The organism is Nitrososphaerota archaeon, assembly GCA_011605775.1.
GTDB lineage: Archaea > Thermoproteota > Nitrososphaeria > Nitrososphaerales > JAAOZN01 > JAAOZN01.
Map to the genome: position 1 here is coordinate 27,673 of JAAOZN010000007.1, position 18,710 is coordinate 46,382.

The window sequence follows — 18,710 nt, forward strand, 5'->3', positions numbered from 1 at the left end:
AACCTTGCTCCGATTTGATATTAGTAAACCCTCAAAACTTCCTCTTGGAATAATATGTTTTCAGGCAGGTACCTTGCGTTGCGGCTGTAATATTCGAACTCCTCTCTCGTGAAGACTTTAAATTTGCTGTAGAGGCTCCAGAACTTTCTGCCATCATCAGCAAATATCAGAACCAGTTTACCTTTACTGAGCCTCTCAGCCACTTTTTGGGCTGCTGCGTAAACAGCGCCGCTAGATGGGCCTACAAATAGACGTTTAGATTCTGCAAGAAACCTAACCGTTTTGAACGCCTCGCTATCGGAGACTTTGATCCACTCATCTATTAAATCGAGCCTTCTGCGGAGCAACTCAGGCGCCATAGATTCCTCTAAGTTTCTTAAGCCTTGTATATGGTGAGCCTTTTGAGGCTGCACACCAATAACTTTAACGTTAGGGTTCTTCTTCTTAATGTAAGCTGCCACACCAGTTAAAGTGCCTCCTGTGCCTACTCCAGCTATGAAGTGTGTCACATCTTTTAGGCTGCTCCAAATCTCTGGACCCGTGCTCTCATAGTGCGCAAGGAAGTTTGCTTCGTTCGCATACTGGTTCAGCATAACATACTTCTCCGGTCTAGCCCTAATTATAGAGTTCGCTAACGCTATGCACTGATCTGTGCCCGGCCCTACACGTGGGCATAGATCATCTTCCGTCTGAAGTACCAACGCCCCAAGCCTCCTGATCAGCTCTTTGGTTTCTTCGCTGACTTTAGCCGGGACGACTAATTCGGCAGTATAGCCGAGTGCCCTCGCTATACCAGCTATAGCGATGCCGGTGTTACCTGATGTCGGTTCGATGAGTATGGTCTGCCCTTTTTTTAGCACCCCCTTTTTCTCGGCGTCTTTGATCATCCATAGCGCTGCCCTATCCTTTAGCGAGCCGAAGGGGTTGAACCATTCTAGCTTAGCATATAGCTCTACTTTATCGTTGGGGGATGAGAGTGGTATGTGTGGCGTATTGCCCACGCGCTTTAAGATATCCTCAAAGCTCTGCACCGACTTCACCTCAAAAGTATTGTACACCATCAGCCTCCAACACGAGATCGTTTAGAGTAGCGGCGCCAACCAGCTTTACCTCACTCATTATCTGATCCCTTGGTATGCCGAGCAGTTGGCAGCTTCGTTCACAAGCCATCAACTTTACACCCGCTTTGACCGCTTGATCTAGAACCTCTTTGAGGGTTGGGAACTCTCCTATCTTGATCTTCTCTGCCTCACCTTTCCTTACTGCAGTCACACCTTTTATTACGAAGTAGACCGTAGCGTCTATATCTGTCGCAGCGGCTGTTGCTGCTAATATTAAGGGTGCGTAAAGGCGCTCAGGTGTGTCCACCCCACTTGTTTGAACATATAGCATCTTCTTTCTTTGCTCACTCATCTACTTCACCTTCTTGATCAAGAAGTGTATGTCTTTGCCGTTCTTCTGGATGGAAAGTATGCTATGCCCAACCCTGTTCGCCCAACGCGGTATATCTTCTTCAGAGGCTGGGTCATCTGCGATAACCTCGATAACCTCACCTGTTGGAAGGGCATCCACGGCTACCTTCGTTCGGAATACTGGTTCTGGACAGTAGAGCCCTCTTAAATCGAGTTTGTTTACGATCTTCTGTTCGGTCAAGTTTGCTCTAATGGTGTATGGTATTTAGAGGTAAATAAACATAACGCTGTTATAGGAGCGAAACCTTGAAATATCAACCCGTAACCACTATTTGCTGAAAGAGGTTTGAGCCTATCCTACCACGAGCTCTTACACAGACTTAGAGTTAAGATGGGTACGCCAGCAAAGTCAACCGGAACTAGGCTGGAACTGCCTGAGCCTCAGATTCTCTGGGTCGGTAACAAGACTATCCTCAGGAACTTCGCTGACTACCCTAGGCTGCTTCGGCGTGATGCAAATAAGCTTCTGATGTTCTTGGCTAAGGAGCTGGCTACCGCGGCTTCCTTAGATGGTGAGAGAGCGATCTTTATTGGAAGGAAGGATAAGCAGTCTTTCGCTGTGCTGCTTAATAGATATATGCGTGACTATGTATTATGTCCTGTCTGCGGTAGCCCAGATACTAGAGTCGAGAAGGTGAAGCGACTACAATTTCTGCTCTGCGAAGCCTGTGGCGCCAAATCTTCTCTGAAGTCCGTGTGATGGTTTTGGGTGAAAGTAGATTCTGCGTCAAACTTATTACAAGCGGAGACATAAGGATGGCGAATATCTGTGATGCTGAGATTCTGAACAAGACTATAAGTGAAGGTAATCTTGTTATGCACATTTCACCCGACTACTTTGGAGAAGAGGTTGTGGGTCTAGATGAAGCGCTTAAGATAGTTGAGGAGACGCCGATACTGAACCTAGCTGGCAACAACATCGTAAGCAAGGTTATTGAAGCAAACTTTGCATCGCCAAGAGCAGTAAGAGAAATAGGTTGCGTCAAGTTCCTTATGGTTTTCAAATTTAAGCACACAAAGTCACAGTCGAAGAAGCGTAGTAGAGTTGCTACTCCGCATAGAGAACGCTAACTGTATATAGCAAAGAGTCTGTATTAGACCGGTAAAAATTAGTAGAAGGGTGCTCCTCTATAACTCTATTCGCTGGAGCTGATGCCCAGGGTTAGAGTTTATATGTGCGACAGCGCTTCCGACCTGTAGGGTCTCGAAGCCGCAGGAACACTTATACTTCCAGCCGTTTAGGCCGCTTTTTTGATCTGGTGCTTTCTTACTCAAATCTGATCATCTCTTGTAGATGACGCTTCGGCAGACCGCTTTATAAATTTTGCTAAACATGTTGACCTAAGCATACATTTTCTTCGCTACGTAGGCGCCTCAGCCAGCATCACTTTAGCAACGCCCTCGAAGCTGCCCCGCTTGATCAGAACTTCGACTTGAGAACCTACCCCCTTCCTCTTGATTATATCTTGCAGATCACGGATACTACTTATACGCACACCATCCATACTTACTATGACGTCACCTTCTTCTATATCTGCTTCAGCAGCAGGTCCGTCTGGAACCACCCTAACCACCAGCACACCTCTATCAACACCTAACCCGTAGTATCTGGCTACCTCCTTTGTAACATCCATACCCACTATACCAAGCCAAGGTCTGATGACCCTGCCGAACCTAATAAGATCTTCGAGAATCATCTTAACCGTATTCACAGGCACGGCGAACCCAATACCCTGAGCCTGAGAGATCATCGCAGTATTTACCCCGATCACTCTACCATTAGTGTCGATAAGGGGTCCTCCGCTATTACCGGGGTTTATCGCAGCGTCTGTCTGTATAAGATTCTCGTAGACCCTCATCCTCAAGCCTAATGTACCTGTTAAGAGCGCTTATGACCCCTATTGTAACCGTTGGTCCGCCTTTTAAAAGGAAGCCAAAGGGGTTGCCTATGGCGATAGCGAGCTGCCCAACCTTCAGAGCGTCTGAGTCACCCAATTCAGCCGGTTGAATATCTTCAACCTTAGCTTTTACAACCGCTATATCAGTAGCAGGATCTACACCTACGACCCAACCTTCATATCTAGAGCCAGCGTAGGTTGTAACGACAACCTCTCTGCTCTCAGCGACCACATGATGATTGGTAACGATGTGACCAGAACTATCTACCGCCACGCCTGAGCCTATCCCGCTAACGGGGTAGATGTTAAAGAAGTGGTCACGGACGAGCTGGACGGTGCTAATATTCACGACGCTCCTACTTACTTTAGCAACAGCTTCTACGATCCTGTCTTCAAATTCGCTAGGGAAAGATGGCACACCATCCACCTACACTAAACCAGCTAAGAAGTCAGATAAAAGGATTAAAAAATAAAAGAACAAGGGGGCTTAGCCCCCTTTAACAACCTCATATGGGATGGATGCTGGTAGCGTTACTATCCGAGGAGCTTCAAATCCCTTTACGCTATTGTTAGGTACCCAGCCGAAGACTTGTGCGACTCCATATATGTCGAGTGTAGAAATCCCCATAGACCTTAGCCCCCAGCTCGTCAGCACAGGATACATTAGATCCTCTGGGATGTCTGTGTGACCTAATCCAAGCGCGTGCCCCAGCTCGTGAAGTGTAACAGCGTAAACAATCTTCTCAGTGTACCTTGGTCCAACTCTGACGGTGACAGTTATATTGTTGAATATTTTGTCTTCTGTGAATGAGGTCTGCGTCTCCCCTCCTATTCTGAACATCCCTTCGTCTGTGAATCTGATCTTAACATCTGCGTCATCTGAATTGGTCAGCTTCAGAACGATGTTGGAGAGGTAGCTGTATTCGCTGTGTTGGGAAGCGAAGACTTTAAGCGTGTCGTTCCAAGTCTTAATCGCTTCGATTACAGCGTTGGTGTAGTTTGCTGCGAGCGGGCTTTCCTCGATTTTGATGGTTATTGTGGTGTGATCCCAGGTTCCGCCTAGGGTTCTTATGCTGTAAGCCCGTAGGGTTGTTGTAGCCTCTAAAGTGCCATCAAGTTTCAAGAGATACGCTCCATTCAGCCTCACCATCTGAGCCTTGAAGGAAACGTTGTAGACCCCTTCGACCTCTGTTGGTTCTACTCTGCCCTGTAGTAAAGCGAGGTAATGTTTGCCCTCTTCGTCACTGATTCTAATCTGTATGATCAAAAGACCGTGCTTGGTCTTGGTGTTGAAGACGCCTCTGCCAGATTCAACAGAATAGGTTTTATCGTCTATGGTAAGTTGCCCCTTGTTAATTAGTAGGGTGCCTTGGTTATGCCAGATCTGAAGGGTGCCTGATAAAGAGAGTGTTGCATCTGCTGTTGAGGCTTTAGACCATCTGCTTATGTTCTTCGCCTCACCAGCAGCAGTAATGGTGAAGTTGGCTTCGCTGAGCTCGGGTGGTTGGAAAATAGGTGGTAAGGGTATGGGTCTTCCAAAGCGCGCCTCTGGGTAACCTTTGCTAGTCTGCTTAAGTAAACCATAGTTAGTAGTGGTAGAGGTTGGTATGCTGTTCTTCACGGATACTGCTTCAGCCTGCATCTGCACTGCGAGCGAGCCGATTAGTAGTGCAGCTACCAGCGTGGTCACAGCAGCTATAGCCAGTTTTCCTGCGCGCATCGCACCACCGCCTTAACCTTATGCTTGGGCGGTAATTTAGGAATCCTATTACCAAAGGTGGAGAGTGGAATAGGAACGACCGTTTCGGGCAAGATTTATCGCCTACATAAGCAGCACCTAAGCGGGTTGCTTAGCGATCTGGACTCTAAGATGGAGGAAAGAGGCTTAGATGGTATCTTAGCGTTAGGCGACTCTACATCAAACAACCCTGAGCTACTCTACCTTGTAGGCTGCTCCCTACCAAGAGGAGGCTTTTACCTTAAGAGGAGGGGGCAAGACCCGATCTTAGTTGTAAGCGAAACAGACCTAGGCTCAGCCAGATCAAGTAGAGTTAAATATGTTAAGAGCTTTGGTGAAGTGGGCTACTATAGGCTGCTGGAGAAGGATGCGAAGCGCGCTTACATCAACCTCGTCAAACAACTTGTGGTTGATGCTGGTCTCGAGGGGAAGATTGCCATTTATGGTAGAAATAGGCCGAATATAATCTTACAGGTATCTTCTGCGTTAAAGCGGATGGGCTTGAGTGTTGTTGAGGAGGACTCGCCAACGCTCCTAGAGGAGGTTATGATGACGAAAGATGACCGAGAAATCGAAGCTATTAAGCGAGTTGGCGTAGCAGCCTGCAAGATAGTGAAAGAGATCCTAGAGCATCTAGCATCCTGCAGAGTAGGGGATAGACTTCTTTACAAGGGAGAGGAGTTGAGAGTTGGGCACATCAAACGATTAGTTCGGGTGCTCTTGGCTGAAAAAAACCTTAAACCCTTAGATGAGATGATCTTTGCACCAGCCCCAGAATCCAGCGACCCACACTACTCAGGCATAGATTCCGAGCCGATTAGAGTTGGGCAGCCCATAGTCTTCGACCTCTTCCCACAGGGCAGCGAAGGATACTGCTTCGATCTAACCAGAACAATATCCATAGGCTCGCCTACACCAGAGTTTAGGGAGATGTTTGAGGCTGTACTTGAAGCGCAGCTGACCGTTTTAGAGCGTTTGAGGAGCGGTATGCTTGCTAAAGAAGCTATGGAGGCTGCTTGCGAAGTCTTTGAGAAGAAGGGTTACGACACACCCAGAACAAACCCCAAATTAACCAAAGGCTTTACACACAGCCTAGGGCACGGCATAGGTCTGACTATAGGTGAAAGACCCTATCTTTCACTCTACTCACAAGAAAGAATTGTTGATAGGCAGGTCTTCACAGTAGAGCCCGGGCTATATGATGCTAAGCTTGGTGGCGTTAGGTTAGAAGATGTAATTGTTATGGAGGGTGGTGCTGCTAAAAACCTTACCGATCTTGAGAAGATGCTTGTGTATTAGCGTAGCCGCTGCAAGATCGTTTCAGCTTCGGCGACTTTCATCCTTGCCGCGATGTAGTCACCCTTCTCTAGAAGGGCTGTAGCTTGTTTCGCAAGTTTAGATGCCTCCTGCAACATCCTCTCCTCCCTGTCTACATTCACACCCTTCGCTTTGATGTCGTTGAGCTGTCTTCTTATCTTCTGGATCTCCTCGCCCAGACTCTTAACTTCCTCGCTGAGGTTCTTCTTCATCTGCTTCATAACCTCATTTATCTGCTTCACCGCCTCACCTAACTTCCCGGCTTGTATCTGGCGTCTGGACGCGTTCAGCCCCTCTATCTGCTCTTTAAACCCACCTTTAGCACCTTCTGCGCCAAAGAGCCTACCTAGGGTCTTGTTCACATAATCTTCAGCCAACTTGGCTTTCTCCTTCGCATACGCTTGGTTTAAGTTACTTACCAAGTGACCGAGCATACTCTTGGCTTCAGCGACCCTTCTACCCGCACCTAAAGCATCGCCTTTAGCCGATAGAGATTTCGCCTCATCGACTAACTGCGAAACAGCAGCGAGCTTCTCAGCCAAATTAGAGATATTGTAACCTTTCGCCGCAGCCGAATTTGTCATGTTCTTTATGTTAGTTAGCAAAGCGCTCATTCTTAGGGTTGAGTGTGAAGCAGCCACTATCTGCTCTTCTTCGCTCTCTTTGATCTCGGCCGCTACGCTCTTCACTATGCTAAGCGCTTTCAGCGAGTTGTTTAAGGCGTCTTGATATGCTCCTTCGTTAAATGCTTTTTGCGCCTTTTCTGCTAATGTTTCAGCTTCTTTTAGGCGGATCTTTAGAGCTTCGTATGCTTGGTCGCCCTCTCCCCCCTTCAGTACCGTTTGTAGGTTTGTGATCGCTTTATCAAGAATTTGGTTTAGGGCGTAGGCTGAACCCTTAACTCCTCCAGCATCCGCTTCTGTTAATGTGATCTGGGGAACGGTTAGAGCTGCGAGTAGTATGAGGGCTGCTAGAGTAGCCGCCTTAACCACCATCATCCACTTTGCCCCCACCTTCTATAGACACTGGTCTCGATTTTAGGGATTCTGAGGAACATCCGTTCCACCCCCGATTTCAGACTCACTTCTTATATACACGAGGTTCTGCCCACCAACCTTCTTCACACCCACCAGCCCCTCGCGTTGGAGCCTTCTGACCGTCCTCCACATCGAGGTCTTAGGTAAGTTGAAGCGGCTTCTGAGCTCAGCCTCAAAAGCCTCGCCTCCAACCTCAGCCAGAAACCTCAACACCTCCTTATCATCGGGTCTCAAATCTGGTTTAGATGCAAGAATCTTCTCCACATCTATGACGCGCTTCTCCTTCACATATAACTTGGCAGCAAGCCTCCTCCTTCTCAAAGTAATCCAAGTAACAGCCCCGCCAACAAACACAACGCCAGCTGCAAGAGCAGAGTAGCTTAACCATCCCCACCATCCTACTTCACTTTGCTGTGTAGTTGTGGGTTTGGTCGGTGTGACGATGTAGTTTAGGGTCAGCCCCCCTCTGTCGAACACAATTGTTAAGGTTTCTCCTTCGCTGCTGATGCTGAGAGGCGCCTTATTTAAACCAACGACGGTAAGCTCTTTTGGCAGCTTAACCGTGATATCTACTGGAGCGTCTATTGTGAAGGTCCAGAGCCTACCAGTTTTGTTGGTTAGGTCTTGTGTGAAGTATGATATCTTTATGTCTGTCAGACCTAAGGTATCGACTTCGAGACCGTTTTGTGTGGTGTTGTAGTCGAGGATAAGCCCATCACCGCCCGTGACGATCAAATCTTCAAATCTTCCACCGAAGAGTGTTAAGTTGATTGAGGGTAAGAGGGGGTTAGCCTCAACTTCATACTCGACCCAAACGTATCCATCAGCGTAGATTGTGGTTGTTAGACGCTTAGGTTCGTAGGTAGTTGGGACAGCTTGCACCATAGGTGTAAAGAGTAGTAAAGCTAAAGTCGCTGCGAGTAGAGTGGTTTTTGCGCCCGACTCAGACACCACCCTTGAAGCACGCTTTTATCTTAGCACTCATAAACGATTTCTATCACCCTTAATTAAGGTATTGGTGTGAGTGAAGTAAGGTATCGTATGCTTGAGCATATGACTGACGCGTACGTAGAGGCCTATGGGAGAGATTTAAGCGAAGCGTACGCAAACGCAGCATACGCGCTTACAGACACTATCATCGATATAGAGAATGTGAAACCTGAATTGAGGAAGGTGATTGAGGTAAGGGGTTTTGATCTCATAAACCTACTCTACAACTGGTTAGAGGCTATATTGTTGGAGATGCAGGTTGAGCAAAACGTTTACAGAGAGTTTTCAACACAGGTTTCAAAAGAGGACGACTCATGGCTGATTCGAGCCGAATGTTTTGGCGAAAGATTCGTTGCTGAGAAGCACCGACCAAAGGTTGAGGTGAAGGCTGTAACCTACCATCTTATGGAAGTAGTTGAGGAAGGAAACCGATATGTGCTGCGTTTTCTCCTTGATCTCTAGCAGAGGTGGTTGGGATGGAGATTGTTGTAGCGTTATCTGGTAAGGGTCTTCTAATCGGTATTAGGCTTCTGAAGGCTCTAAAAAGCCTTGGTGTAAAGAGTCATTTGGTGTTAGATGAGTATAGTGAGTATGAGATTTTTGCAGAAACGGGCTTAAGAAGGTCGGCTGTTCTTGCGTTAGCTGACCACACTTATGATAACAGAGATTTTACAGCGCGGATAGCAAGCGGCTCCTATAAGGTTGAAGGGATGGTAATAGCGCCCTGCAGCCTTAAGCGGGTCGCTGATTTGGCACAAGGTTACGCTTCAGACTTAATCGGTCGGGCTGCTGATGTTACGCTTAAGGAAGGAAGAGACCTAGTCATCTCACCTACTGAAACACCGCTCTCTGAAGGTGATATAAGGAACCTTATTACGCTCGCAGAGGCTGGTGCTACGATCCTACCAGCCACTCCATTATTCTACACCGGTGTAGAAGATTTGAATGAAGCGATAGACCAGCTCGTCGGTAGAATGCTCGATAGGTTCAAGATCACCCACAACCTCTACAAGCCTTGGGGTGTGAGTTAAGTTGGTTAAGTTCGGCGTCATCTTACCGCAAGACGGGAAGACCTACAAAGAGATCGTTGAAACAGCGAAGGCTGCTGAAGATCTTGGTTTCAACTCCTTCTGGCTCTTCGACCACTTTATGCCCTTCTTCGTCGGCAAGAAGAAAGATTATCTCGAGGCTTGGACGACCCTCTCATCCCTAGCGGCGGAGACGAGCAGCATAAGGCTAGGCACATTAGTCACTTGCGTCTCATATAGGAACCCAGCGCTCCTAGCTAAGATCTCCTCCACCATAGATGTGCTCTCAGGGGGAGGCTTGAATTCGGGATAGGTGCGGGTTGGTATAGTGCTGAATACGAAGCATATGGCTACCCCTTCCCGAGGGCTGGTGTAAGGTTAGCGCAGCTCAAGGAAGCCATAAGTATAATTAAGGGTATGTGGACGCATCCACAATTCACGTTTGAGGGAAGGTATTACACGGTTAGAGATGCTGTATGTGAGCCCAAGCCTCTACAGACCCCGCACCCCCCAGTACTTATAGGTGGAAGTAGACCGAAGATGCTCCAGCTTATGGCTGAAGAGGCTGATATCGCCAACTTCGGTTATAGGGTCTTCGGGTTAAGAAAGGCAGCATCCACACTCGATACGTTATGTAAGAAGGTGGGGCGTGCACCATCAGATCTGGTGAAATCGTATACTGGTGTATGTTTTGTCACAAAAGGTCTGCTTAAGGTCTTTCTGAACACACCCCACCTTGATGTGGTTGTAGCAGGCTCTCCTACACGATGTGCTGATAAGATTGACAGGCTTCTTATGTTGGGCTTCACATACTTCATCTTACAGTTTATTGGTAGAGATAGGCTTAAGGGTATGGAGGTTTTCGCTAAAGAGGTTATACCTGTCTTCTGAGCCTCTCATAATCATATATCACTCTCGCCAACACCGTATGTGTTTCAAGCGGCATTTCATGGATAGCAACCATCACATTAAATTTCTTTACAACATCTGGCGAAAATCCTCCTCGTGGGAAGCCCCCAACCACAAACACGGTATTATTCTTCACATACTTGCTCACCCATTCCTCTGGCTTCATCAAGTTGCCTCTGCGGCTGAAGCCTATAACCGATTCAGCACCAATCTGATCGATCAAATCATCAACCTTCGTCTCTCTGACTCTCAGCAGCTCCTCTTTATGACCGCTCAGCACCTTCTCCATCAAACCTTGGAATCTAAAGTAGGTTTTCGGTAGCCTAGTCTTCTCTGCAACCTCTATAACGAGGTTGGCGTAAGTATGTATGTAGAGTTTTGCCTCACCCATGAGATAGGCTGGTGTCCCCGTGACCGCTAAGACCGCTTGGTGGACTAGGTCCGGACGCCCCCTTCTCAAGCCGTCTTTAAGCTTCAGCATGGCAGTATGGTGTAGGCTGCGGTCCAGCAATATCTGGCCTAGGGTGCTTCCCCTTACTCTTAGCAGAAGCCAAGATGCTCCTTTCGCTCCATAGCTGCTGAGGTACAAGCTCAAGAGCCGATTCTGCGAGAATTATGTGAAGCACATATATCAATTGGTTTAGAACGGTTTAAAAACTTACACCTTGCGATAAACCAGCGTTGAAGCCGCCGAGACGCCTGTTAGCCGATCTAGCTAGACAGAGGATTGAAAGAATTTTACTGGTAGCTTTAGAGGTAGCTAAAACAGATTACGAGCTCGCAAAGAAGGAGGCTGCGTTGGCTCGGCGAATAGCCTTAAAGTACAATGTACGCTTACCCTTTTCTCTTAAAAGATTCTTCTGCCACGGCTGCAAGCAGCTTATCATACCTGGATTAAACTGCAGAGTTAGGCTCTCACGTAGAGCACACATCTTGAGGGTGACCTGTTTGATGTGCGGGCACACTTATAGACGCCCTTTAGGGTAGAGATATATAGGGCTTATAAGTTGGGTTAGGTTAAGCTGATAAGGGGATGCCGACCGTCTACGACGTGCCACAAGATCTACTCATAAAAAGACTTGCTGAGTACCTTAGGCGACTTCCTCAAGTTGCACCACCGATGTGGGCTTATATGGTTAAGACTGGTTCACACGCCGAGCGCCCACCAGCAGATAGAGAGTGGTGGTATACAAGGGCTGCATCTATACTCAGGAAACTCTACCTACATGGACCTCTTGGTCTAAGCGATCTCGAGTCTATGTATGGGGGTAGAAAGAGTGTAGGTTATTCGCTAGCGCATCATAGGGACGGAGGAGGCTCTAACATCAGACGTATCCTACAGCAGCTGGAGTCTGCCGGATTAGTAGCCAAAGAAGGTAAGAAAGGTAGGGTCTTGACGAACAAGGGTCGCAGCCTTCTTGATAGGCTTAGTGGTGAAATATTTAAGGAGCTGGTTAAAGTAAACCCTGAGCTGGCAAAATATGGTTGAGGTGGCTGAGATGGCTTCTGAAACACAGGATAGGCAGATGCGTGAAGAGCAGCAGAGAGCCATCAGAGAATCCATACTTAGAATAATCTTCACCTCAGAAGCGCGTGAACGCCTCGCAAACATAAGAATGGTCAGACCGGAGCTGGCGAAGCTAGTAGAGGATCGCTTTATACAGCTCGCCTCAGCCGGTAAACTTACACACCCCGTCACCGATGAGGAGCTTAAGCAGGTTTTAGCGAGCCTACAGCAGCCTAAGAGAGAGTTTAAGATAAGGTGGGCTTAGTTGAGTAGAAACAAGCCTTCTGGTTTAAAGATACGCCTCATCTCGAAACTGAAGGAGAACTACGCTGTGCCGACTTGGGTTATCGTTAAGACTAAACGCAGAGTAAGAACACACCCTGGGAGAAGGCATTGGCGTAGAAGTAGGCTTAAGGTCGGGTAGTGAGAGGATATGAGTAAAGAAGATGATGTTGAGCTTGAGAGGATCTATACCGTAAACCTAAGGCGCCTCATCATAACCCCGCGATGGAGGAGAGCGGTAAGAGCGGTCAATATGTTGAAAGAGTTTGCGCAGAAGCATATGAAGGCTAGCGAAGTTAAGATAGATCAATCAGTTAACAATCTTATTTGGAGCAGAGGCATCGAAAGCCCTCCACGTAAGCTTACAGTCAAGATGGTGAAGGATAAGGATGGCGTAGTTACAATATCACTACCATCCGAAGATTAGTCCACATGCCTAACTCGAAACCAGTTTCTGTAGATGGTAGCGCCCCTACCATACCATTTAGAAAGAAGCCTTCTTAATTCATCAGCCGTCTCCACCCCAGCTAGCTGCGCTTCTCTGTCGGTCAACTTATCTACGTCGACCACTTCATTTTTGTAGAATTCTATATACACCTCTGGCTCTTCGCCCTTAAACCTGTTCGAAACCACATAATATACTCCCGTTTTAGGCTTGTTCCGGTAAGTTACTTGCACCTCACCTAGTTTAATCTTCTCTATCAGAGGTTTTATGAACACGATCTTCTTAACCCTCTCACCTGCTTTTTCTGTGCCCACCCAGATCGACGGTAGTTGACGCTTTATTTCATCAGCAGCTTCCTCGAAGCTAAGTGAGCGGTCTACGAGCATATCCCAGTCGATCTTATCAAATATGTCTGGTTCACATAGATTCTCTTTCACCCATCTTTTAAAACTGCTCCAATTCTCATCGTCCTCAAGGTCGTCTCTGCTGTAGTTCATCTATCTTCACTACCCTCTGAGTCTGTAGGGGAAAAATAAGGTCATTACTTCATTACAGTATTGGTTCCTGTATCGGTTTTAGAAACTCTTTACTCTAGTTGAGTTATGTTATTGAAGGGTAGATCAAGAGTGCATTCGGGTCCAGAATCTAGCGTCCTCTCAGCCCCGAAGATGCTGTCCAAAACATCATAGTTTGCGAGCTTAATCTTCTTGAATCCTGAGACCAAGACTACGGAGGTAACCTTGCTATACCCACACGTGCTGAAGCCATACTCCACTCTAACCCCTCCGTCTCTAAGCAAGGTTGCAAGATGCTTTACACTATCCTCTACTTCACCCGCCAAAAGATTCTTTGAACCGCTCAGATAAAGTAGCGCAGACTCGGCTTCTGCTGGATCGGCTTTCTTATATATAGATGCCACCGCCTCGCCAACCGCCTCAAGCACATCAACCCTATCGCTTAAAGCGAGCAGCGTAAACCTATCTTTAATAGAGGCTGTTACAGTTTTATCTAAGCCTACTGGATAATCTTCTTTTTCAAAGGCTCCGAGTAGTCTGGATAGCGCAAAGGCTATCCGCTCGTTTATCTCCTCATACACATCTAGAATAGGTTTATCGCTTAAGGTTTGGGTGAAGTCGTTGTTGTCGATTACGATGACGTGGTCGCAAGCTCTGCTGAGGTGTCGAAGCGCTATAGAAGAGTAGAAGAGTTTGCTATGCTCAAAGTCTGAGGGCATTATAGCCACAGCCAGCACAGGCGAACCTTGCTCTTTTGCGGTTTCGGCTACTAGAGGGGCTAAACCTGAGCCCGTAGCTCCTCCTAGACCTGATATTATAAGTGTGAGCTTGGCGCCTTTCACCACTTCACGTATCTTGTTTAGATGCTTTACTCCCACACCTCTTACTGCTGCAGGCTCTCTCCTTAGGTGGGTGAGTGGTATGTAGATCGATTCGGTCAGCCCTCTTAGATCGTTTTCGTCGCAGCTTAGGTAGTAGAAGTGGTGTATACCTGTTTTGAATTCGCTGATCTTTGACGCTACTCTACAGCCAGCAGTCCCTACACCAACTCCAATAATATTCGAAGCCTCATCAAATATGAAGTGTTTTAAGGTTAGAGTATGCCCTCTACTCAAGGCTTGATCGCATAGCATTACACAGATTTACTATAATCCTCTACTTCTTAAGAGGGTTAGACCTTTTGTCACCTAATGTTGACAGACTACACCACGAAGGCAGGCTGCCGTTGCTCCTTTAACTTCAACATCCACATAGGAACCCAATTCAACACCATCATAAAGTAGAACTGGCTTATAGTAGGGGTTTCTGGCCACTTTAGCTCCCTTAACCTTCTCGTCAACAAGAGCCTCACCCCTCCAACCGAGCCAACGCCTATTCCTTTCTAAGGTGATCAATTTCACTAAGCTGTGGAGGGCTGCTGAGCGCCGTTTTACGACACTATATGGGAGCTGAGGTAATGAGGCGGCTCTTGTACCAGGCCTTGGGCTGAAGCGTGATATATTTACTACATCTGGTTTTACTTGCTCGAGCAGAGCAACTGTTTCTTTAAAGCACTCTTCTTTTTCTGTAGGGTAGCCCACGATCACATCTGTGCTTAAGGTTACTGAGGGTATTATTCGCCTAGCTTCATCCACGATCTTTATGAAGTCCTCTTTTGTGTACCCTCTCCTCATGTCAGATAATACATCGTTGCACCCGCTCTGCACAGGTATGTGCAGGAACTTGAAGAACCTCTCTTCCCGCAGCACATCGACTATCCTACTAACATCATCGAGTATATGTGTGGGGTTCATCATACCAACCCTAACCTTAAAGCATCCATCGAGCTTAGCGATCTTATCGAGCAGATCTGCTAAAGAGGAGCCCCTATCCTTCCCATAGCAACCATTGTCTTGCGAAGTGAGCCAGATTTCCCTACAACCGTGCCTAACAAGTCTAACGACTTCTTCCAAGATAAGCGCCTCCTCGAAGCTCTTGAGCTTCCCCCTCGCTATCTTGACTTGGCAGAAGGAGCAGGCTGAAAGGCACCCTGATGCGATCTGCACCACGCCTACGACAGGGTTTCGAAGCACCCTCGGTTGAAGAAGCTTGTTGTATGTTTGGCTGAGCTCTTCAACCCTCTCTCCCTCAAGCGCCTTCTCAGCAACCTCCTTTACCCTATCGATGGAGTTAGGTCCCAGCAATGAAGCTCGTTGGTTTATGCTTAGTATTGTTTCTCTTGAAGTTTTGGGCATGCAGCCAGCGACTATCATAGGTTTGCCTAGAGATGTAAGCGCCTTAAGCCTTGTCACCATCCTTTGATAGGTTGGGTCCTTGACGGTGCACGTGACTATGACATTGAGATCTGCTTCTGTAGGTGATCGGGTTATTGTGTAGCCTGCGTCAAGTAGTAAACCAGCTACGATCTCAGCATCGGCTAGATTCGCGCTGCATCCATATGACTCTATGTAAACCTTAGCTTGCGCTCCTGCTTGGGTCACAGCCCGCCGCCTATCGGTGGTAGGATCACAACTAGATCCCCATTTTTAAGCTTCAAAGAGGCTAGGTCTGAGGTGTCCACAGCATTACCGTTGACTAGCATAACCAGGCTCTCTCTTAAAGTCCCTTTCTGGTCCAGTAGGAATTCAGCGCTCTTCTTTCCGTAGCGAGCCACCAGCGCCTCCAAGAACTTCCTCGCATCAACTTCTCCATTAAACTCAAAGGCTTCCTCCTTCTTACCAGTAATCTCTCTTAGCGCTGCAAAGTACTTTGTAGTGATTATGGTCTTCTGCTCGCCGGTCATCTTACTTAAGGCTGGGTCTTTGCTGTCATAAAAGAATTTAGGTTAAGCCTGCTCGAGAAGCCTATTTACCAAATCGTCCAGAAGGTGACCTCTACAAACGACTTGAATCTTGTACCTCGGTGCCACTTCAGAGACCGCTTCGCGTATCCTTCGACCTAGATCTACAGCAACAGGGCTTGCTGGTGAGAACGGAGAATAGACCACTCGAATGGTTTCATCGTCTACACGGCTTATCTCCAGAATTATGTTGGATTCGGAGAGGAGCCGATTTGTCTCAGGATCTCTAACTTTCTGAATCTGTTCAACCAGATCTTTGAGGAGCGTATCCACGCTTACCCACTCACACGCCATTCTATTTAACTCTAACCTCACCACCTTACCTTTAGTGTGCGAGGATGCGACGCTCTAACCTCATCTACCCGTGCTACAGCGGTGCTATGTGGCGCATCAGCCGCTGCTCTAGGATCTTCATAAGCTACTTTCGCCGCTTCGTTTAATGCTTTAGCGTAGTGATCGAGTTCCTCTAAGCTCTCAGATTCTGTAGGCTCAATCATAATAGCTTCGCGTATAGTTATAGGGAAGTAGATAGTCGGCGGATGCACACCGTGCTCAAGAAGCAGCTTGGCTAAATCAAGCGCCGAGGCTTTCGATGAAGCCACAAATTCATGCTTACAGGGGGTATTTGAAAGGCCTTGAATGTCAAAGTATCTTCGATCAAGTCTACTCATTAGGTAGTTCGCTGCAAGCGTAGCGAGAGCAGAGGTATCTCTTAACCCGTCTCGACCGAGCAGAAGACAATAAACATATGCGCCTACTAGTACACCTATGTTACCGAAATAGCTTCTCACTCTACCGACTGACTTAGGTCTATCATAGTTCCACCTATATCTACAGCCATCAAACTCAAGAACTGGAGTAGGGAGATAATCGCCTAACTCTTCAGTAGCGAAGATAGGACCTGCACCAGGGCCGCCTCCACCGTGTGGTGTGCCGAAGGTCTTATGTAGGTTCAGGTGCGCTATATCGAATCCGATATCCCCCGGTCTTACCCTACCTAGTAGTGCGTTCAAGTTTGCTCCATCATAATATGTCAGCCCACCTGCTTCATGTATTATCCCGATAACCTCTTTCACATTCTTCTCGAACAATCCTAGTGTATTTGGGACGGTCATCATCATACCAGCCGTAGATCTACCAGCCACGGCCTTCACAGCCTCAATATCTACCACCCCATCTTTCGTAGAGGGTATCTTAACGACTTTGAAGCCAGCCATCGCAGCGCTCGCAGGGTTGGTTCCATGAGCGGTATCAGGTATAAGAATCTCGTTTCTAGTGCCAAGTTGCCCTCTATCCTTTAACCAAGCTCTGATCATCAGCGCACCCGTAAACTCGCCTTGAGCGCCTGCGGCGGGTTGTAGGGAAAACTTCGGCAAACCCACTATTTCAGCGAGCATCGTGCCTAACTCAAAAAGCATCTTTAATAGACCTTGAACGTATTCCTCAGGCTCTTCGGGGTGAATCGTCTTGAATCTAGCGTTTGAGATTACCCTCTTAATTATCTTTGGGTTATATTTCATTGTGCAGCTACCAAGAGGGTATGTGCCCAAATCTACCGCATAGTTCATCTGAGATAGTCTGGTATAGTGTCTTATTATCTGAGGCTGAGCTACCTCAGGCAGCCTAATATCATATCTCCTCAAATTTTTGGGTACTGTTTCCAAGACGTCTCCCACCTGTTTACTGAGCTCCGGGTCTGAGGGGAGGGTTAAGCCGCACCTACCTTTCCTACTTAACTCTATAAGTAGGGGCTCATCCCAGCTAGCCTGCCTAAATACCATGTCAACTCAACTCCTTCTTTATAGCGTTGACCAAAAGATCGATGTCGCTTTTCAAATGGACTTCGGTTGCTGAGAATAACGCTGCATCACTTAGCTCAGGGAAGTCTCTACCTAAAGGCAGCCCACCAACTAACCCGCATCTTGATAGGTTCACGTAGATCTTCTTAGGGTCTGCTTTTAGAAACCTTACAACGAAGTCTTTAAAGAAAGGAGTGTAATAAGGGGAAACCACATTCTCTAATTCACCCAGCTTCATAGCAGCGTAATGCGAGCTCTCCATTATACGCTTGCCAAGCTCCCTAAAACCGCTGCTTCCAAGGCTAGTTAGATAAGCGGCAACAGCTACTGCACAAAGGGCTTCGTTCGTGCAGATGTTAGATGTGGCTTCCTCTCTTCTTATATGCTGCTCGCGTGTCTGCATAACCATAGTGTAACATCTTCTAGCACCATCCCTTGTGACGGTTTCGCCTATTATGCGCCCAGGCATCTGCCTATAGACCTTCTGCCCTCCTCTGGCTGCGAATATTCCAATAAGAGGACCGCCGTAGTTGAGGTGTAAACCCAAGGGCTGCCCCTCTCCTACAACTATATCTGCGCCATACTCCGCTGGGGGCTTAACTACAGCTAGCGAAGTAGGGTCTAACCCTACTATGGCCATAGCACCGTGTTCATGGGCTAATTTACATACATCTTCAGCAAGCTCTTCAAAGACCCCGAAGTAGTTTGGGTTCTCAAAGTAGATGGCAGCAACATCTTCGTCAACCTTCTCTTTTAGAATAGCATAATCTACGCACCCTTTCATCAGATCATACTCAGCCGTGATAACCTCGACCCCTATTGGTGTGCAGTATGTCCTTATCACCTCAAGCCTCTGTGGACCGCAATTCCTCAACGCGACGATCTTTCGTCTTCTGGTTATTCTCACTGCCATCCTGCAAGCTTCGCCAGCAGC

At 47.4% G+C, this 18,710-nt stretch carries 27 protein-coding genes and 1 pseudogene; 12 read left to right on the forward strand and 16 right to left on the reverse strand.

The genetic code is table 11. From position 1 onward, the window contains the following. Positions 1-20 precede the first annotated feature (20 nt). Genes HA494_00410 through HA494_00420 form a run of 3 tightly spaced genes read right to left on the reverse strand, consistent with a single transcriptional unit; the run spans position 21 to position 1,638 of the window. The gene (locus tag HA494_00410) at positions 21-1,061 is read right to left on the reverse strand and encodes a cysteine synthase family protein (protein ID NHV96243.1); all 1,041 of its coding nucleotides are present in this window, start codon (positions 1,059-1,061) and stop codon (positions 21-23) included. After that, positions 1,042-1,413, reverse strand: coding sequence for a sulfur reduction protein DsrE (locus tag HA494_00415; protein NHV96244.1), 372 nt, complete (start codon positions 1,411-1,413; stop codon positions 1,042-1,044). Before HA494_00415 ends, HA494_00410 begins: the two co-directional genes overlap by 20 nt. Then, positions 1,414-1,638, reverse strand: a complete 225-nt coding sequence (locus HA494_00420) for a sulfurtransferase TusA family protein (protein NHV96245.1) — start codon at positions 1,636-1,638, stop codon at positions 1,414-1,416. 165 nt (positions 1,639-1,803) lie between these two features. Here HA494_00420 and HA494_00425 point away from each other — a divergent pair, with 165 nt between their 5' ends. Together HA494_00425 and HA494_00430 are read left to right on the forward strand one after the other, a co-directional pair. After that, a complete protein-coding gene (locus HA494_00425; protein ID NHV96246.1) occupies positions 1,804-2,172 on the forward strand; it encodes a translation initiation factor IF-2 in 369 nt (122 codons plus the stop codon). A gap of 5 nt (positions 2,173-2,177) precedes the next feature. Then, positions 2,178-2,543, forward strand: coding sequence for a DUF424 family protein (locus HA494_00430; protein NHV96247.1), 366 nt, complete (start codon positions 2,178-2,180; stop codon positions 2,541-2,543). Positions 2,544-2,600: 57 nt separating this feature from the next. On the opposite strand, the gene HA494_00435 is transcribed toward HA494_00430, so the two are convergent. The 3 genes and pseudogenes from HA494_00435 to HA494_00445 all read right to left on the reverse strand — a co-directional run bounded on the left by HA494_00435 (position 2,601) and on the right by HA494_00445 (position 5,090). After that, complete coding sequence (locus HA494_00435) at positions 2,601-2,747, reverse strand: hypothetical protein (protein ID NHV96248.1); 147 nt, start codon at positions 2,745-2,747, stop codon at positions 2,601-2,603. 86 nt (positions 2,748-2,833) lie between these two features. Beyond that, positions 2,834-3,788: pseudogene (locus tag HA494_00440) on the reverse strand (trypsin-like serine protease). 69 nt (positions 3,789-3,857) lie between these two features. Beyond that, a complete protein-coding gene (locus HA494_00445; protein NHV96249.1) occupies positions 3,858-5,090 on the reverse strand; it encodes a matrixin family metalloprotease in 1,233 nt (410 codons plus the stop codon). Between the two features lie 57 nt (positions 5,091-5,147). Between HA494_00445 and HA494_00450 the strand changes: the two genes are divergently transcribed. Next, on the forward strand, positions 5,148-6,407 hold the full coding sequence (locus tag HA494_00450) for an aminopeptidase P family protein (GenBank protein ID NHV96250.1): 1,260 nt from the start codon (positions 5,148-5,150) through the stop codon (positions 6,405-6,407). Here HA494_00450 and HA494_00455 read toward each other — a convergent pair. Both HA494_00455 and HA494_00460 read right to left on the reverse strand, forming a co-directional pair. Then, on the reverse strand, positions 6,404-7,423 hold the full coding sequence (locus tag HA494_00455) for a hypothetical protein (protein NHV96251.1): 1,020 nt from the start codon (positions 7,421-7,423) through the stop codon (positions 6,404-6,406). The two genes, HA494_00450 and HA494_00455, sit on opposite strands and share 4 nt — an antisense overlap. Positions 7,424-7,462: 39 nt before the next feature. Then, positions 7,463-8,413, reverse strand: coding sequence for a hypothetical protein (locus HA494_00460; protein NHV96252.1), 951 nt, complete (start codon positions 8,411-8,413; stop codon positions 7,463-7,465). Positions 8,414-8,482: 69 nt separating this feature from the next. Between HA494_00460 and HA494_00465 the strand changes: the two genes are divergently transcribed. The 4 genes from HA494_00465 to HA494_00480 are packed head-to-tail and all read left to right on the forward strand — an operon-like array spanning position 8,483 to position 10,371. Next, positions 8,483-8,914 (forward strand): archease, encoded by a 432-nt coding sequence (locus tag HA494_00465; protein NHV96253.1) that lies wholly within the window; start codon positions 8,483-8,485, stop codon positions 8,912-8,914. Positions 8,915-8,928: 14 nt separating this feature from the next. Next, positions 8,929-9,483, forward strand: coding sequence for a UbiX family flavin prenyltransferase (locus HA494_00470; GenBank protein NHV96254.1), 555 nt, complete (start codon positions 8,929-8,931; stop codon positions 9,481-9,483). Between the two features lies 1 nt (position 9,484). Further along, positions 9,485-9,793, forward strand: a complete 309-nt coding sequence (locus HA494_00475) for an LLM class flavin-dependent oxidoreductase (GenBank protein NHV96255.1) — start codon at positions 9,485-9,487, stop codon at positions 9,791-9,793. After that, on the forward strand, positions 9,790-10,371 hold the full coding sequence (locus HA494_00480) for an LLM class flavin-dependent oxidoreductase (GenBank protein ID NHV96256.1): 582 nt from the start codon (positions 9,790-9,792) through the stop codon (positions 10,369-10,371). Before HA494_00475 ends, HA494_00480 begins: the two co-directional genes overlap by 4 nt. On the opposite strand, the gene HA494_00485 is transcribed toward HA494_00480, so the two are convergent. Continuing rightward, the gene (locus HA494_00485; GenBank protein NHV96257.1) at positions 10,355-10,984 is read right to left on the reverse strand and encodes a hypothetical protein; all 630 of its coding nucleotides are present in this window, start codon (positions 10,982-10,984) and stop codon (positions 10,355-10,357) included. The genes HA494_00480 and HA494_00485 overlap by 17 nt on opposite strands. An 86-nt stretch (positions 10,985-11,070) precedes the next feature. Between HA494_00485 and HA494_00490 the strand changes: the two genes are divergently transcribed. From HA494_00490 to HA494_00510, 5 genes are read left to right on the forward strand one after another with little or no spacing between them, the layout of a single operon-like run. Further along, positions 11,071-11,376 (forward strand): RNase P subunit, encoded by a 306-nt coding sequence (locus HA494_00490; protein NHV96258.1) that lies wholly within the window; start codon positions 11,071-11,073, stop codon positions 11,374-11,376. 46 nt (positions 11,377-11,422) lie between these two features. Beyond that, the gene (locus HA494_00495; GenBank protein ID NHV96259.1) at positions 11,423-11,878 is read left to right on the forward strand and encodes a 30S ribosomal protein S19e; all 456 of its coding nucleotides are present in this window, start codon (positions 11,423-11,425) and stop codon (positions 11,876-11,878) included. 10 nt (positions 11,879-11,888) lie between these two features. Beyond that, positions 11,889-12,161 (forward strand): DNA-binding protein, encoded by a 273-nt coding sequence (locus tag HA494_00500; protein NHV96260.1) that lies wholly within the window; start codon positions 11,889-11,891, stop codon positions 12,159-12,161. Beyond that, a complete protein-coding gene (locus HA494_00505) occupies positions 12,162-12,320 on the forward strand; it encodes a 50S ribosomal protein L39e (protein NHV96261.1) in 159 nt (52 codons plus the stop codon). Positions 12,321-12,329: 9 nt separating this feature from the next. Continuing rightward, entirely contained in the window at positions 12,330-12,605 is a 276-nt protein-coding gene (locus HA494_00510; GenBank protein NHV96262.1) for a 50S ribosomal protein L31e, read from the forward strand. Here HA494_00510 and HA494_00515 read toward each other — a convergent pair. From HA494_00515 to HA494_00545, 7 genes are all read right to left on the reverse strand, one after another. Continuing rightward, positions 12,602-13,120: a hypothetical protein gene (locus HA494_00515; protein ID NHV96263.1), complete on the reverse strand. Its 519-nt coding sequence runs from the start codon at positions 13,118-13,120 to the stop codon at positions 12,602-12,604. The genes HA494_00510 and HA494_00515 overlap by 4 nt on opposite strands. 89 nt (positions 13,121-13,209) lie before the next feature. After that, entirely contained in the window at positions 13,210-14,253 is a 1,044-nt protein-coding gene (locus HA494_00520; GenBank protein NHV96264.1) for a hypothetical protein, read from the reverse strand. Between the two features lie 72 nt (positions 14,254-14,325). Further along, the gene (locus HA494_00525; protein ID NHV96265.1) at positions 14,326-15,618 is read right to left on the reverse strand and encodes a tRNA (N(6)-L-threonylcarbamoyladenosine(37)-C(2))-methylthiotransferase; all 1,293 of its coding nucleotides are present in this window, start codon (positions 15,616-15,618) and stop codon (positions 14,326-14,328) included. Then, positions 15,615-15,920 (reverse strand): MoaD family protein, encoded by a 306-nt coding sequence (locus HA494_00530; GenBank protein ID NHV96266.1) that lies wholly within the window; start codon positions 15,918-15,920, stop codon positions 15,615-15,617. The genes HA494_00525 and HA494_00530 overlap by 4 nt, the downstream gene beginning before the upstream one ends. A gap of 42 nt (positions 15,921-15,962) precedes the next feature. Next, positions 15,963-16,292 (reverse strand): iron-sulfur cluster assembly protein, encoded by a 330-nt coding sequence (locus tag HA494_00535; GenBank protein NHV96267.1) that lies wholly within the window; start codon positions 16,290-16,292, stop codon positions 15,963-15,965. Beyond that, positions 16,289-17,758, reverse strand: coding sequence for a glycine dehydrogenase subunit 2 (locus HA494_00540; GenBank protein ID NHV96268.1), 1,470 nt, complete (start codon positions 17,756-17,758; stop codon positions 16,289-16,291). The genes HA494_00535 and HA494_00540 overlap by 4 nt, the downstream gene beginning before the upstream one ends. A 1-nt stretch (position 17,759) precedes the next feature. Continuing rightward, positions 17,760-18,710 (reverse strand): glycine dehydrogenase (locus HA494_00545; protein NHV96269.1); only part of this gene is annotated, 951 nt, incomplete at its 5' end.